The sequence below is a fragment of the Polaribacter atrinae genome (assembly GCF_038023995.1).
Lineage (GTDB): Bacteria > Bacteroidota > Bacteroidia > Flavobacteriales > Flavobacteriaceae > Polaribacter > Polaribacter atrinae.
In genome coordinates this window covers 3,705,096-3,720,513 of the sequence record NZ_CP150660.1, presented here as the reverse complement: position 1 = coordinate 3,720,513, position 15,418 = coordinate 3,705,096, and the positions used below count along the sequence as shown (strand labels likewise).

Sequence of the window (15,418 nt, the reverse complement as noted above, 5' to 3'; positions counted from 1 at the left end):
ATATTTATTATTTTCTATTATGGATTGGATATTTTGCGTTTGCAAGATTATTTTTTCTTCTTTTTTATATTGATAAAACAAGGGAATTAGACTTTTTAACTACGCTAAAAACATTTCTTTACGGTTTACGGTTAGACAGTTCTTTTACCGCCTATTTATGTTTTACTCCGTTTTTAATTATCATTTTAACTGTTTTTATCGACGCTAAAAAAATTGGAAGAATCATAAAGTGGTATTCAGCAATAATGATTGTAATTTTAAGTTTATTACTAATTATTGATGCAAGCCTATATCAATCTTGGGGAACGCGTTTAGACGCCTCTTTGTTAAAGTATTTAAATACTCCAGAAATTATGATTGCTTCTGTTTCTACTTTCCAAAAGGTAAGCGGAACTCTTTTTTGGCTGATTACTTCTTTCGTCTTTATAAAATGGTTCAACAGAATTATATCAAAAAAAATAACCAAAGTAGAAAAAGGTTTCTGGTTACAAGCTGTTCTTTTTTTCTTAATAACAGCAGCCTTAATTATACCTGTACGAGGCGGTTTACAAACCATACCTGTTAACCAAAGTAATGTTTATTTTTCTAATAAAATGTTTGCAAACCATTCATCTATAAATTATGCTTGGAACTTTTCTAACGCACTTACACACAAACCTAACGGTAAAAATCCTTATAAATTTTTTGATACTGAAATAGCAAAAAGCACCATTAACAAAAGAAGGTCTCAACTTTTAAAAGCAGATACCGATAGTATTTTAAATACTACAAAACCCAATGTAATCTTTATTATATGGGAAAGTTTAACTGCAAAAGTAGTAGGTTCTTTAGGAGGTGAACCTAACGTAACAGAAAACCTAAACAAACTCTCTAAAGAAGGAATTTTATTTACCAACTTTTATGCTAACGGAGACAGAACAGACAAAGGGATTCCTGCTATTTTAAGTGGATACTACCCACAACCATCGCAGAGCGTTATGAAAATGCCAAATAAAACTAGAAACCTACCAATGTTACCTAAAAAAATGATGGATTTAGGCTACAATACTTCTTTTTATTATGGCGGTGATTTAAACTTTGGAAACATGAATACCTATTTACGAAATTCAGGCATTACTGAATTTGTAGATGGAAACGATTTTGATGTAAAAGATTGGAATTCTAAATGGGGAGCGCACGATCACGTATTTATGAAACGTTTAGCAGACGACTTGTCTAAAAAACAAAACGAACCATTTTTTAAAATCGCTTTAACACTTACAAGTCACGAGCCTTACGAGTTTCCTGATACTTATGAATTTGGTAAAGACACCGAAGAAAATAAATTTAGAAGTGCACATGCTTACACAGATAAAACAATTGGAAAATTTATTCAATTTGCAAAACAGCAACCTTGGTACAACAACACCCTAATCGTTATTATTGCAGATCATGGCCACCGTACTCCTGAACACAAAGGTGCTTTTAATGCTCCAATAAAGTTTCAAATACCTATGTTATGGTTAGGTGGTGCTTTAAATAAAAAAGGAATTGAAATAGATAATATTGCCAGTCAAATAGACTTATCTTACACCTTACTAGATTTATTAAAAGGCGATAATTCTGAATTTAAATTTAGTAAAAACATCTTTAATACTTCCGATAAACAATACGCACATTATATCTTTAACAAAGGATTTGGTACACTTAGTAAAAACGGACTGTATCTATTTGATCATGTTAGTAAAAAACCAATTTTAGAAGAAGGTACAGAAGCTCTAGAATTAGACTCTTTAGGAAAATCAATTTCTCAAGATGCTTTTCAAGATTTTCTAGATAGAGATTAAGTGTAATAAATATTAACTTACACTAAGATCTTAAAGAGTTCTATTGTTTGGTAAATGTTGATTGATAAGAACATTTCTAATTTTATCAATAAAATCAACAATCGTATAAGGTTTAGAAATAACTCCAGAAAAACCTAGGTTAGAATATCTTTCTATATCTTCTGTAGTGGTATTGGCGGTTAATGCTAAAAAAGGAGTTTTATCATTGACCTTAGCAATAATAGCTTTCTTTCGCATCAATTCTTCACCTGTCATATTAGGCATGTTAATATCTAATAAAACAACATCAAAAACTTCTTTTTCAATCTTAGAAAGTGCCTCTAAACCATCACTTACAATGGTTAAATTTACTTTTTCTTTTTTTAAAATATGCGCAACTATTGTTTGATTCATGATATCATCATCAGCAACTAAAATATTTATACCTTTTAAAGGTATATTTTTATTTTTAGCGACTATTGGTGTTACCGGACTCTTTTTAAATTTTATTCTTTTTTCAAAAGGAATTTCCACAAAAAAAGAAGTCCCTTTATTCAATTCACTTTTTACAGAAATACTACCGTTCATGGCTTTTACCAAACGTTTTACAATAGCTAACCCCAAACCTGCACCACCATGTACATATTGGTCATTTAATTCATTTTGCTGATACTCTTCAAAGACTTTTAAACACTGAGAAGCATTCATTCCTCTACCAGAATCTGTAACTTCAAAAATTAAAACAACCTTACTTTCTGTTTCAACAGTTATTTTTGCACTTGTTACAACTTTTCCTTTATTAGTAAACTTAATTGCATTACCAATTAAATTTGATAGTATTTGTTGAATTCTTACTACATCACCTAAAACAATTTCTGGTAATTTTTCTGAAGTTGAAAAAACAAGATCCACATTTTTATTTGTATGGATATGCTGAAAATCGTTTTTGCAATTCTTAATAATTTCTAGAATAGAAATTTCTTCATGAACTAAAACTAATTTACCAGCTTCAATACGCGACAAATCTAAAATATCATCTACAATAACTTTTAAATTCTTCCCTGCAGATGATAAGTTTTTAATGTATACAGCTACTTTTTTATTCAATTTTTCTGATGAAATCATTTCTGAATATCCAAGAATCGAATTCAATGGGTTTCTAATTTCATGACTCATCATTGCTAAAAAACGAGACTTTTCTTCATTCGCTTTGTCTGCAATTTTTCGTAATTTATCTAATTCAATGTTTTTTTCTGCAAGTTCTCTTTTTATGAAAAAAATATCATTTCTATTTTGATTTAGCTCACTTACATATTTGTAAACACTGCTTCTATTATGTATTAAAACACTAATGGAAACATCGTTTTTAAAAAGTTCTAAATCTATGTTGTATTCATCTTCTTCAGAAAAAATAATCATCCCTTCTAAAAGAAAAGGCTCATTTAAAGGTAAAGCATCTAAAGTACCTTCTAAAAAAGGACAAGAATCGTAGATAGATTCTTTAGGTATAAATGAAGATTTGGCAAATTTACCAGCAATAATGTTTGTAATAACTCCCGAATAATCAGTAGTCAATTGTATAAAAACATCATCTATTTTTGCAGGTATCAATACTATTATTTTAAGGCTAGCGTGGTTAATTTCATAAAAGCATCTTCTACATTTTCATCTTCTTTGGCACTGGTAATTAAATCTATATTCACAGAAACTTTTTGTATTACATTTTCTAATTCTTCTGCAGAAAGCAAATCTTTTTTATTACCAACCACAGTTATATTTTGCAAACCAGACAGTTCTTTAACTATATTTAGATTCTCGGCTATGGTTAAATACGTTTCTTCTCTACTTACATCAAACACAAACATTGCCGCACTAGAACCTAAAAAATAAGCTTTCGGTATTTTTTCATTTCCGCTTGTACCAGCAACATCCCAAATCATCAATTTAATAGTTTCATTTTTATATTCCACTACTTTTTTACTCACTCTAACACCAATAGTACTAATGTAATCTTCAGAAAATTCATTTAAAACAAATCGTCTAATTAATGATGTTTTACCAACACCAAAATTACCAACGAGCAGTACTTTCTTTGCAATCATAAATTATGAATAATTATTTAGGCTTCGATTATTTCCTTAAAAATCAACTTATTTAAACGCTCTTCATCCGATAAATAAGTTCGATCTCTTAAAATAATTTCGGCTAAGTTATTTATGCTGTCAGACAATTCTTCTGTATGCTCTTCTGTGATAACACCAGAAGTTGCAATTGCAATATAAATAGTTTTAAAGTTTTTTATAGAAAGCTGAAAAGTTTCGAACTTTATATTTTCTAAATCTTGTCCTTCTTTAGAAAAAGCATCTTCAGCAAAAGATTTAATAGCAGTTAACATGCCAGAAATCATATCTTTATCAACAACACTTCCTCTAGAATAGTTTCCAGAAAGTAAACCAGATTCTTTTTCTATTATAAAAACTTCTTCTATAACAAATTCAAAAACTCCTTCTAAAACAATGCCAGCATCATTTCTTTTCCCTTTAAAAAATCTTTTAAGAATTTGTTGAATGGAGAATTTTTCTTTTATAGTTTTATTAATACTATCAGACAACTTAGTAATTTCTGCAACAATAAATTTCTTAACCATTTTACCCATAATTGGGTACAAGGCTTCTACAACTTCATCTTGAGAGTCTCTAATTTGAACTTTTATAGTTTCTGTAATGGTATCTCCAAAATCTCTTGAAAAATTATTACGTAAGTCCGTAATTTTCTCATCTACAAGAGGTGCTACTCTTTTAGACAGTTTTTCTCGAAGAATAATTTCTTCACTAAGAGAATCAAACTTTTCTCTATCATCAGCTAATAAAAGGTCTCTGAGCAACTCAAAACGATTGTCTTTATTGTTATCTGCAGGCATTTTTTTCATCTATTCTTGCAACATCAATGCAATTTTCTCTAAAGCTTTACCTAGTTTTTTTCTGTCTGCTTTTTCATCATCTAAATCGGCTAATCTTTTATCTAAATCGTCATTTAAGTCTTGAAACTTGTGCTCCATTAAACTTTCTAAATCTGCTAATTTATTTTCAAGATTTGTAACTGACTCAGATAGATTTTTATTTGTTTGATCTTTAAGTGTTTTAATTTGGTCGTAAACATCTGCAAACTCAGTACTGTATTGCTGCATGTTTTCTCCAAAAATCAAGTCTCTTACTGCTGCAATTCTATCATCTATTTTATGATTTTCAACAACAGGCTGTTTATTTTCTGAATTTTTTTCCATTTATACTAAAAGTTGATTACTGTAACTAATTGTTTTATTCTTAATTAAGTGTTAAAAATTAGGCACTCCTAACAAATATACATTAAAAAAGAGGTAATATAATCTTAAACCGTTATTTTTAAACCATCATAGGCCAAAAACACATTTTTAGGCAATATTTTAGAAACCTCATCATGAAATCCAAGTTTATGACTAATATGTGTGAGATAGGCTTTTTTAGGTTTTATTTCTGCAATAAAATTTAATGCTTCTTGTAAGTTAAAATGCGTAGGATGCGCTTCTATTCTTAATGCATTTATAACTAAAACATCTAAATCTTTAAGCTTCAATTTTTCTTCATCAGAAACAGTTTTAACATCTGTTAAATAAGCAAAGTCTCCAAACCTATAGGCTATAATGGGTAATTTTCCATGAAGAACCTCTATAGGTGTAACCTTTAACCCTGCTACATTAAAACTAGTTTTATGCACTAATTTTGGTAATACACTAGGCGCACCAGGGTACCTGTTTTCTACACTAAAAATATAATCAAACCTTTTTTCTAAACTAAGTAAAGTTCTTTCTAATAAATAAATGGGCATCTCCCCTATTTGATAACAAAACGCTCTTAAATCATCTAAACCACCTATATGATCTGCATGTTCGTGTGTAAAAAATACTCCATTTAAAGACTGAACATTCTCTCTTAACATTTGCTGCCTAAAGTCTAACCCACAATCTACGGTGTAAGAAACATCGTCCCAAGAGATTAAAATAGAAGACCTCAAACGTTTGTCTTTTAAGTTTTTAGACAAGCACACAGGGTCGTTACTTGCAATCATAGGAATTCCTTGTGAAGTACCTGTTCCTAAAAAAGTAATATTCAGTTGTTTCTTAGTAAAGTTCATTCCAACAAAAATAACATAAAAATTGACTCATAGCAGTCTATTTTAGTACATTTGTTTCAATCTTAAAATAGCATTATATGGCAATTTCTTTAAAAGGAGATCAAGAAATTAGTAGTGTTCCTACTATTAAAAGCAAAGCGCTACGAATTAATTTAAATAGAGATATTTACGGAACTTTTGCAGAAATTGGTGCAGGTCAAGAAACTGCTCGTAACTTTTTTAGATCTGGAGCTGCTTCTGGTACAATAGCAAAAGCAATGAGTGCTTATGATAAAGATTTCTCTGATGCTATTTATGGCATGGAACAAGACAATCGTTATGTAACGCAGCCACGTTTAAAAAAAATGTTAGGTCACGAAATCGATTTAATGGAAGATCGATTAAGCAGACAAAAACATCCAGATAAATTATTTTTTAGTTACGCAAATACCGTAACTACTATAGATTTTGCAAAGCAATTTAAAGGTCATGGTTGGGTAGGTATCCGTTTTCAATTAGACCCTTTAGAAGGCTATAATGAAATTGTTTTACACTTACGTTTTAAAGAAACCGATGCCCGTTTACAGCAAGAAACCTTAGGTATTTTAGGTGTAAATTTAATTTATGGTGCCTTCTATTTAAATGATAATCCTAAAGATTTAGTAAAATCTTTTTATGATAATTTAAGTAATGACCAGTTAGAAATTGATATGATTAATTTTGCTGGTCCACGTTTTATGTATGTAGACAATCGTTTAATGAGTTTACAATTACTTAAAAACGGAATGACAAATGCCGTTATGTTTGGCCCAGACGGAAATAACTTATTACCAGCACAAGTTTTATATAAGAAAAACATTTTAGCTTTACGTGGAAGTTTTAGACCTGTTACTAAGGTAAATATGGACATGTATGAAAAGTCTAAAAAAATGTTTTTGGCCGAAAAGAAAGTTGAAGAAAGTAAAACTCAAGTTATCTTTGAGATTACCTTAAGCAACCTTACTTCAGAGGGTAAAATTAACGAAAGAGATTTCTTAGACAGAGCAGAACTACTTTGCTCTCTAGGGCAAAATGTAATGATTACTAGCTTTCAACAGTACTTTAAATTGGTAGAATATTTTAGTGAATTCACCAAAGAAAGAATGGGGTTAACCATGGGAGGTCAAAACCTTATTGAACTTTTTGAAGAAAAATATTACCGTAATTTAAGTGGAGGAATTCTAGAAGCTTTTGGTAAATTATTTTACAGAGACTTAAAGGTATACACATACCCTTATCATGACACTGAATCTGACGAATATATTACTATAGAAAACTTACAGGTTCACCCTAGAATGAAAGAACTATACAAGTTCTTTAAAAACAACGGAAAGCTTGTTAATATTGATGATTTTGACAAAGATATCCTAGATATTTTTTCTCGTACTATCTTAAAAATGATTTTAAACGGAGAAAAAGGTTGGGAAGACATGTTACCAGAAGGAATTTCTGATACAATAAAACAAAAGAGACTTTTTGGCTACTCTAGAACAAGAGTAAGAAAATAAAAATTAAACCTTTTAATATTCTTTTAGTCTAAACTTTATAAACGATTATAGTTGATAGATGAAACTCTTTTAATAGAACAACTAAAAAGTGTTCAGACTAAAGACAAAGCGTTTAGAGAACTGATAACTCTCTATAAAGAACGCTTGTATTGGCATATACGTAAAATTGTGATTTCTCATGATGATGCAGATGATGTTTTACAAAACACCTTTATTAAGGTTTTTAAAAATATAGACAAATTTAACCAAGAGAGTAAACTATTTTCTTGGATGTACAGAATTGCAACGAATGAATCTATCACTTTTATCAACAAAAGAGCCAAAAAAAGAAGTTTAGATATTTCTGACTACCAACAAGAATTAGCAACCACTCTAGCGAGTGATGATTTTTTTACTGGTGATGAAATTCAAGTTATTTTACAAAAAGCAATTGCAACGTTACCGCAAAAGCAACAACTTGTTTTTAACATGAAATATTTTGATGAAATAAAATATGATGAAATGTCTGAAATTTTAGAAACATCTGTAGGAGCCTTAAAAGCCTCTTATTTTCAAGCAGTTAAGAAAATTGAACTTTATATAAAAAAAGAAACAAATTAAACCTTTTTACAAATCAAAGGTCTAAAGAGTATCATGGAAAACAAGATTAAAAATAGCGAAGAGTATTTAAACTCAATATTAGGAAAGGAAACTAGTTTTTCTCTTCCTAAAAACTATTTTGATACAATTGAAAATGCTATTGAAACAAAATTAGCAGAAGAAAATATTATAAACGAAAATGGTTTTACAGCACCAGATAATTACTTTAATGATTTAGAAAATGAAATTTTAGCTAAAGTTTCATCACCAAAAAAAGAAACAAAAGTTATTTCTTTTAAAGAAAGAGTTTTAAAAATGATTCCTATTGCTGCTGCTGCTTCAATTATTTTATTTATTGGATTAAATTCTTTTGTTTTTAACAAAACAGAAGAACTTACCATAGACTCTCTTTCTGATGATGATATAGAGTTCTGGTTAAATTCTACCACATTACATACCAATGATATTGCAATTGTATTAGAAAATGATGTTTTAGAAGAAAGTGACTTTTATTTTTCATCTTTAGAGGATGAAAATATTGAAGACTACATGAACTCTATAGACAACACTTCATTTTTAAATGAAATAAACTAAAATTAAGAATATGAAAAAAATTATCACTATTATTTGCATTACCCTTTTTTGTACTCTTACCTTGTCTGCTCAAGATAAACAAGGAAGTAAAGAAAAGATTAAGGCTTTAAAAATCTCTTATTTAACAGAACAATTAAATTTATCTCCTAGCGAAGCTGAAAAATTTTGGCCTATTTACAACACCTATAGTAAAGAACAGTATAGCTTAAGAAACATACTAAGGTCGGAAATTAAAAGAGCTATGATAGAAGGAGATATTAACTCGGTTTCTGAAAAAGAAGCAGAAAAATTAATCGCTTTAAAACTAGACACAGATCAAAAAATTTATGAATCTCAAAATGATTTTATAAATAACGTAAAAAAAGTAATTTCTTATAAAAAGATTGTTAAACTACAATTAGCAGAAATGGAGTTTGGCAGAAAACTAATGAGTAAATACAAGCATAGGAAATCAGATTCTAAAAATTAAACAAAAAAAAGGAAGCTAAATGCTTCCTTTTTTTTTGTTACTTAATTAATGCCATACAAGAATATAATTCTGGTTTATTAGAAGTAAACTGCTTTAACCAAATTGTTAGCTCATCTATTTCATAAGGTAACAATCGACTTAAGGCCTTTTCTAGTTCTTTACAAAACAAATCTGAATTAAAACTCACCTTTTTTAGTACCGTTTTAGTGTACTCAAACATTGCTCTAGCCATTTTTAATAATTAAATTATACAATAATAGAACGCCTACTAAATCGTTATAGTATGCTTGTACCAAAAATAACAAAAAAAACCATCATTGTATAAATGATGGTCTTAAATTATGCTTAAAAATTTGTTAAGATTATAAAGTATTAATCTTCTCTACCAAACCTTTAGCTTTTTCTTCTAACTCTAAATTAATTGCTTTAAAGTGAGCTTTCTTGTTCTCTACTTTACTGTTGTTAACTTTAGAAACTAAAGTATCAAAAGTTTCGATCGCTTCATCAATAATTGCTTCTCCTTTTTCTGGTGCATTTTTTAAGATTGAAACATCTAATGCATATTCGATAACATCACCTAAAACGTAATTGATATCTTTTTTTAAGTTTTTTATACTTGCCATAACTTATTTAAAATTTAATTTTGCAAAGTTAGGTGTTTTTATCTAATTGTTTCTGATATTCTTCAAAAAATAAACCAATATGATATCCATCTACTAAAGCATGGTTTGCAGAAATAGCTACAGGCATCATTATTTTATCACTTTCTGCATAAATTTTACCAAATGACAACTTAGGTATACTTTCATTTTTAACTCCAGAAACGGGTTCTTTTTGACTTGTAAAGGTAAACCAAGGTAAAGCGGAGCAATATATACAACTATCTGAATTTATTGGTGGAAATAAATCTGTAGAATTTAAAATTCGTTCTTTTTCTTTTAAATAATTCTTATTAAACTCATTAAAGTCTTCAGAAAAGGAAATAAAAGAAAAACCAAAAGTATGATCTTTTCTAGCAATTGTTGCCGAAGCATGTATGGCATCACAGATTAAAACTTTATCTTCTTTAATTCTATATTTAAAATTTTCTATTTTATTTATCGCTATTAAGCAAGCATGTAAATACATTGCAAAAAAAGATATATTTTCTGCTTTAGATTTTTTATAAATAGTAGTAACATCTACATTAACAGTAACGCCAAAAAACGGATCTTGTAAACTTAAAAAATGCTGATAATGTTGCTTTCTATTCCAGGTATCTACATCTAAATATTTCATAAAAAACCAACAATGTCTTTAATTTTAGGAACTGTTTTATAATCTGAATCAGACTTCTCTTCATCACTAACCTCTTCATGTACCCAAGTGGTATGAAACGGAACGTGAATTGCAGATGCTCCTAAGTTTATTAATGGTAGCACATCTGATTTTAATGAATTACCAATCATTAAAAACTCTGATGGTGCAATATCTAAATGTTTTATTAATTTCTTGTAATCTTTAACTTTCTTATCGCTCATCACTTCTATGTGATGAAAATATTTTAACAGGTTAGATTTTTCTAGTTTTCTTTCTTGATCTAATAAATCTCCTTTGGTAGCAACAATTAACTTGTACTTTCCTTGTAACGATTGCAACACCTCTTCTACTCCATCTAGCAATTCTATAGGTTTTTCTATCATTTCTTTACCTATTTCTAGAATTGCAGCAATTGTCTTTTGATTTACTTGATAATTAGACAGCTCTAAGGCACATTCTACCATAGACAAAACAAAACCTTTAACGCCATAACCATACAATTTTAAGTTTTTAATTTCTTTTTTAAAAAGCTCTTGGTCTATTTTATTTTCGGTTTCGTACTTTGCTAGTAGTTTTGCAAACTGATGTTCTGCATCTCTAAAATAAGTTTCGTTTACCCATAAAGTATCATCAGCATCAAAAGCAATTACCTTTATGTTTTTACTTATTTTAGTCATAATTTATGCCTTTAAAAATTGAATTGCTTTTTCTAAATCTTCTGGAGTATCTATACCAACAGCTTCTACATCTGTTTCTACCATTTTAATTTTTTTACCAATTTCTTGGTATCTAATGGCTTCTATTTTCTCTGCTGCTTCTAAAGGTGTCATTGGTGTATTGTAGAAATCTATTAAAGCTTGTTTTCTAAACGCATACACACCTTTGTGTTTGTAATACTTAACAGTAATATCTTTATCTCTATGAAAAGGAATTACACTTCTAGAAAAGTAAATTGCTAAATTATCTACATCTGTAATTACCTTAACATTATTAGGGTTTTCTATATCTTCTTTATTAGTGATTTGTACTTTTAAAGAAGCTAAATCTATTTCTTTTTTATCGTCTTTTTTAAAAACATCAATTAATTTAGAAAGTGAAACTGCATCTATAAAAGGTTCATCTCCTTGTACATTAATTACAATATCTGCTTCTATATGTTCTACAGCTTCAGCAATTCTATCAGAACCACATTCGTGTTCTTTTGTACTCATAATTGCTTTTCCGCCTGCTTTTTCTATCGTTTTAAAAATAACATCAGAATCTGTAACAATATAAACATCATCAAATAAATTGGTGTGCAAAGCTGCTTCATACGTTCTTAAAATTACAGGTTTCCCTCCTAAATCTTTCATTAACTTTCCTGGAAAACGAGATGCACTATAACGTGCAGGAATCATGGCAATTATTTTCATAAAATATATTTAATAGGTACTTGTAAAAATGATTACTCTCCAGAATAACGCACAAAATTTCTTCGTGTTTCGTATAAAGTCACTTCTATTTCTAAATGTGCTGGTATGTGAGGTCTTAATTTATTGTAAATAATTATTGAGATGTTTTCTGCAGTTGGATTTAAGTTTTTAAATTCTGCAACTTCAATATTTAGGTTTTTATGATCAAAAGGATCTTCTATTTCTTCTTTAATCAATTCTCTTAATAGGCCTAAATCATACACAAAACCGGTAACAGGATCTACTTCACCAAACAAAGCCACAATCATTTCGTAATTATGACCATGATAATTTGGGTTGCTACATTTACCAAATACTGCTGCATTTTTCTCGTCAGACCAATCTGAATTAAATAGTCTGTGTGCCGCATTAAAATGAGCTCTTCTATAAACTTTTACTTTAGGCATTTGTTAATTTTTCAAAAGATTTGTCAAATATAATTTTAAACCACTCTGTATATTCTGTAGGATTGTTTTCTATGTCTTTTTTAACATCTAGTAAAGTCATCCATTTATAAGCTTCTACTTCTTCCTTATTTATTTTTGGAGCATCATTATAATACCCAACCATAACATGATCGAACTCATGCTCTGTTAAGCCATTATCAAAAGGTGCTTTGTACATAAACGAAAAAACTTCCTTTATCTCCGTAACAAACCCCATTTCTTCCATTAATCTTCTTTTACCTGCTTCTAAGTTTGTTTCTCCATCTCTTTGATGAGAACAACAGGTATTTGTCCATAATAAAGGTGAATGATATTTATGCGCAGCTCTTTGTTGCAACATTAATTCTCCTTTGTCATTAAAAACGAATACCGAGAAAGCTCTATGCAATAAAGCTTTTTCGTGTGCTTCCATTTTTGCCATCAACCCAATTGGGTTGTCTTTTTCATCAACTAAAACTACTTGTTCTTCCATATTAGCAAAAATAAGAAAATCAATGAGTATTAAATCATAAAATAATTACAAAAGCCATCAGAGTTTTCTATTCTTTTATTATGATAACATATATTTGTAATTATTAACATCCAATTTCTTTCATGAAACTTTTCTTAAAAGCCTTTTTTATAATCGCCATAATTGCATTTTATCAATGTAAAGATGAAAACAAATCTGTTCAAAAAAAATCGATCCATAAAAATAAGGCAGAAGAAAAAGTTGTGAAAGCTTGGGATAGCTTAAATAGCCACAATACAGAAGCTTTTTTAACTGAATTTGGCAAACAAAACCCAGAAACCATTGTAGAGATTACTACCGATTTTGGTAAAATAAAATTGCGTTTATTTGAAGATGTGCCAATACATAGAGCTAATTTTATCTTCTTAACTAAAATAAAATATTTTAACACCACTGTTTTTTATAGAATTGCTAAAAACTTTGTACTTCAAGGTGGTAATTCTGATGAAATGTACACGCAGAGAGAACGAAGAAAATATGGGAATTATTTATTAAAACCAGAATTTAGAAATAACAGAAAACATACATACGGTGCATTGGCTTCAGCCAGACAATGGGATAACAATCCTAATAAATTATCAAGTCCTTTTGAATTTTATATTGTTCAGAAAAAAAATGGCGCACATCATTTAGATAATGAGCATACTGTTTTTGGTGAAGTTATTTCTGGTTTTGATACCATGACAAAAATGTCTAAAGTTAAGGTTGGTGAAGATGAATGGCCTATTGATGATGTAAAAATGCACATCGAAATTATAGAATAATTCAACCCTTTTCACACTAAAAAAAGCAAACTCACAACTTACATAAGCAACATCCTTTTTAAAACAAAAATTTATCAACTATTTGTATTAAAATATGAACCCGTTAAAATGGTTAAAAACAGTATCAAATCCTTCCGTTTTTAGTCCTTTAAATTCACTATAAAATATCGTATATAAAACCTATCTTTGCACCTCAAATTTTGTAGATGACATTTTTAGAAGAAATAGCACGTAGAAGAACCTTTGGAATTATATCGCACCCGGATGCTGGTAAAACAACTTTAACAGAAAAATTGTTACTATTTGGTGGTGCAATACAAGAAGCAGGTGCTGTAAAAAATAATAAGATAAAAAAGGGAGCAACTTCCGATTTTATGGAGATTGAGCGTCAGCGTGGTATTTCTGTTGCTACCTCTGTCTTAGCTTTCATTTATCAAGATAAAAAAATAAACATTTTAGATACTCCTGGTCACAAAGATTTTGCAGAAGATACTTTTAGAACTTTAACTGCTGTAGATAGTGTTATTGTAGTAATTGATGTTGCAAAAGGTGTGGAGCCTCAAACTGAGAAATTGGTTGAAGTTTGTAGAATGAGAAAAATTCCGATGTTGGTTTTTATCAACAAGTTGGATAGAGAAGGAAAAGATGCCTTTGATTTGCTAGACGAAGTTGAGCAAAAATTAGGTTTAACTGTTACCCCAATGAGTTTCCCTATAGGAATGGGATATGATTTTAAAGGAATCTATAATATTTGGGAAAAGAAATTAAATCTTTTTTCTGGTGATAATAAAACTTCTATTTCTGAAGGTGTTGAGTTTGATGATTTATCAAACCCAGAACTAGATACTATCGTTGGTAAAAAAGCTGCCGATACTTTACGTGAGGAAATAGAATTGATAAGCGAGGTTTACCCCGATTTTGAAAGAGAAGAATACCTGAGCGGTTCGCTCCAACCTGTATTTTTTGGTTCTGCTTTAAATAATTTTGGTGTAAAAGAATTATTAGACGCATTTATTAACATTGCTCCTGCTCCACAACCTAAAAAAGCAGAAGAGCGTTTAGTAGATTCTAAAGAGAAAAAAATGACTGGTTTTGTATTTAAAATCCATGCAAACATGGATCCTAAGCACAGAGATCGTTTGGCGTTTATTAAAATTGTATCGGGTACTTTTAAAAGAAACTCCCCTTATCTACATGTTAGAAATGGTAAAAAAGTAAAATTTTCTAGTCCGAATGCATTTTTTGCAGAGAAAAAAGAAATAGTAGATGAATCTTTTCCTGGAGATATTGTAGGAATTCATGACACCGGAAACTTTAAGATTGGAGATACTTTAACAGAAGGAGAAGAGTTGAATTTTAAGGGAATTCCTAGTTTTTCTCCAGAACATTTCCGTTACGTAAATAACGCAGACCCAATGAAATCTAAACAATTATATAAAGGTTTAGATCAATTAATGGATGAAGGTGTAGCGCAGCTATTTACGTTAGACATGAACGGTCGTAAAGTTATTGGAACTGTTGGTGCATTACAATACGAGGTAATTCAATATAGACTAGAGCATGAATATGGTGCAAAATGTTCTTACGAAAACTTAAGTGTTCACAAAGCATGTTGGGTAGAGCCAGAAGATATCAAAAACGATGAATTTAAAGAATTTAAACGTGTTAAACAGCGTTATTTAGCAAAAGACAAACAAGGTCAGTTGGTATTTTTAGCAGATTCTGAGTTTACAATACAAATGACACAAAGTAAATACCCAACGGTTAAATTGCATTTTACAAGTGAATTTAAAAAATAATTATG

At 29.5% G+C, this 15,418-nt stretch carries 19 protein-coding genes; 7 read left to right on the top strand and 12 right to left on the bottom strand.

Annotation, left to right across the window (positions count from 1 at the left end; translation table 11 throughout):
* Positions 1 to 245: 245 nt before the first annotated feature.
* Entirely contained in the window at positions 246 to 1,826 is a 1,581-nt protein-coding gene (locus WG945_RS16255; RefSeq protein ID WP_068449998.1) for an LTA synthase family protein, read from the top strand.
* A 30-nt stretch (positions 1,827 to 1,856) separates the two neighbouring features.
* Here the strand turns inward: WG945_RS16255 and WG945_RS16250 are convergent, their stop codons facing one another.
* The 5 genes from WG945_RS16250 to WG945_RS16230 all read right to left on the bottom strand — a co-directional run bounded on the left by WG945_RS16250 (position 1,857) and on the right by WG945_RS16230 (position 5,975).
* Positions 1,857 to 3,416, bottom strand: a complete 1,560-nt coding sequence (locus WG945_RS16250; RefSeq protein WP_068449957.1) for an ATP-binding response regulator — start codon at positions 3,414 to 3,416, stop codon at positions 1,857 to 1,859.
* A gap of 5 nt (positions 3,417 to 3,421) precedes the next feature.
* Entirely contained in the window at positions 3,422 to 3,907 is a 486-nt protein-coding gene (locus tag WG945_RS16245) for a Rab family GTPase (protein ID WP_068449956.1), read from the bottom strand.
* 17 nt (positions 3,908 to 3,924) lie between these two features.
* A complete protein-coding gene (locus tag WG945_RS16240; protein WP_068449997.1) occupies positions 3,925 to 4,725 on the bottom strand; it encodes a hypothetical protein in 801 nt (266 codons plus the stop codon).
* Between the two features lie 9 nt (positions 4,726 to 4,734).
* Positions 4,735 to 5,088, bottom strand: coding sequence for a hypothetical protein (locus WG945_RS16235; protein WP_068449955.1), 354 nt, complete (start codon positions 5,086 to 5,088; stop codon positions 4,735 to 4,737).
* Positions 5,089 to 5,192: 104 nt separating this feature from the next.
* Complete coding sequence (locus WG945_RS16230; protein ID WP_068449954.1) at positions 5,193 to 5,975, bottom strand: MBL fold metallo-hydrolase; 783 nt, start codon at positions 5,973 to 5,975, stop codon at positions 5,193 to 5,195.
* A gap of 77 nt (positions 5,976 to 6,052) precedes the next feature.
* Here WG945_RS16230 and WG945_RS16225 point away from each other — a divergent pair, with 77 nt between their 5' ends.
* Genes WG945_RS16225 through WG945_RS16210 form a run of 4 tightly spaced genes read left to right on the top strand, consistent with a single transcriptional unit; the run spans position 6,053 to position 9,143 of the window.
* Positions 6,053 to 7,501, top strand: coding sequence for a nicotinate-nucleotide adenylyltransferase (locus tag WG945_RS16225; protein ID WP_068449953.1), 1,449 nt, complete (start codon positions 6,053 to 6,055; stop codon positions 7,499 to 7,501).
* Positions 7,502 to 7,552: 51 nt separating this feature from the next.
* The gene (locus WG945_RS16220; protein ID WP_068449952.1) at positions 7,553 to 8,101 is read left to right on the top strand and encodes an RNA polymerase sigma factor; all 549 of its coding nucleotides are present in this window, start codon (positions 7,553 to 7,555) and stop codon (positions 8,099 to 8,101) included.
* Between the two features lie 33 nt (positions 8,102 to 8,134).
* Positions 8,135 to 8,674: a hypothetical protein gene (locus tag WG945_RS16215; protein ID WP_068449951.1), complete on the top strand. Its 540-nt coding sequence runs from the start codon at positions 8,135 to 8,137 to the stop codon at positions 8,672 to 8,674.
* 10 nt (positions 8,675 to 8,684) lie between these two features.
* A complete protein-coding gene (locus WG945_RS16210) occupies positions 8,685 to 9,143 on the top strand; it encodes a hypothetical protein (protein ID WP_068449950.1) in 459 nt (152 codons plus the stop codon).
* A 37-nt stretch (positions 9,144 to 9,180) separates the two neighbouring features.
* On the opposite strand, the gene WG945_RS16205 is transcribed toward WG945_RS16210, so the two are convergent.
* The 7 genes from WG945_RS16205 to idi all read right to left on the bottom strand — a co-directional run bounded on the left by WG945_RS16205 (position 9,181) and on the right by idi (position 12,811).
* Positions 9,181 to 9,375, bottom strand: coding sequence for a hypothetical protein (locus tag WG945_RS16205; protein ID WP_068449949.1), 195 nt, complete (start codon positions 9,373 to 9,375; stop codon positions 9,181 to 9,183).
* A 130-nt stretch (positions 9,376 to 9,505) separates the two neighbouring features.
* Positions 9,506 to 9,766: a hypothetical protein gene (locus tag WG945_RS16200; RefSeq protein WP_068449948.1), complete on the bottom strand. Its 261-nt coding sequence runs from the start codon at positions 9,764 to 9,766 to the stop codon at positions 9,506 to 9,508.
* A gap of 28 nt (positions 9,767 to 9,794) precedes the next feature.
* On the bottom strand, positions 9,795 to 10,421 hold the full coding sequence (locus WG945_RS16195; protein WP_068449947.1) for a chloramphenicol acetyltransferase: 627 nt from the start codon (positions 10,419 to 10,421) through the stop codon (positions 9,795 to 9,797).
* A complete protein-coding gene (locus WG945_RS16190; RefSeq protein WP_068449946.1) occupies positions 10,418 to 11,119 on the bottom strand; it encodes an HAD family hydrolase in 702 nt (233 codons plus the stop codon). Before WG945_RS16190 ends, WG945_RS16195 begins: the two co-directional genes overlap by 4 nt.
* Positions 11,120 to 11,122: 3 nt before the next feature.
* Positions 11,123 to 11,854 carry a 3-deoxy-manno-octulosonate cytidylyltransferase gene (kdsB, locus tag WG945_RS16185; protein ID WP_068449945.1) on the bottom strand — a complete coding sequence of 244 codons (732 nt, stop codon included), beginning with the start codon at positions 11,852 to 11,854 and terminating at the stop codon, positions 11,123 to 11,125.
* A gap of 32 nt (positions 11,855 to 11,886) precedes the next feature.
* Positions 11,887 to 12,300, bottom strand: coding sequence for a 6-pyruvoyl trahydropterin synthase family protein (locus WG945_RS16180; protein ID WP_068449944.1), 414 nt, complete (start codon positions 12,298 to 12,300; stop codon positions 11,887 to 11,889).
* Positions 12,293 to 12,811, bottom strand: a complete 519-nt coding sequence (idi, locus tag WG945_RS16175; RefSeq protein WP_068449943.1) for an isopentenyl-diphosphate Delta-isomerase — start codon at positions 12,809 to 12,811, stop codon at positions 12,293 to 12,295. Before idi ends, WG945_RS16180 begins: the two co-directional genes overlap by 8 nt.
* A gap of 122 nt (positions 12,812 to 12,933) precedes the next feature.
* Here idi and WG945_RS16170 point away from each other — a divergent pair, with 122 nt between their 5' ends.
* Positions 12,934 to 13,614 (top strand): peptidylprolyl isomerase, encoded by a 681-nt coding sequence (locus tag WG945_RS16170; protein WP_068449942.1) that lies wholly within the window; start codon positions 12,934 to 12,936, stop codon positions 13,612 to 13,614.
* Positions 13,615 to 13,820: 206 nt separating this feature from the next.
* Positions 13,821 to 15,413 carry a peptide chain release factor 3 gene (locus WG945_RS16165; RefSeq protein ID WP_068449941.1) on the top strand — a complete coding sequence of 531 codons (1,593 nt, stop codon included), beginning with the start codon at positions 13,821 to 13,823 and terminating at the stop codon, positions 15,411 to 15,413.
* Positions 15,414 to 15,418: the final 5 nt, after the last annotated feature.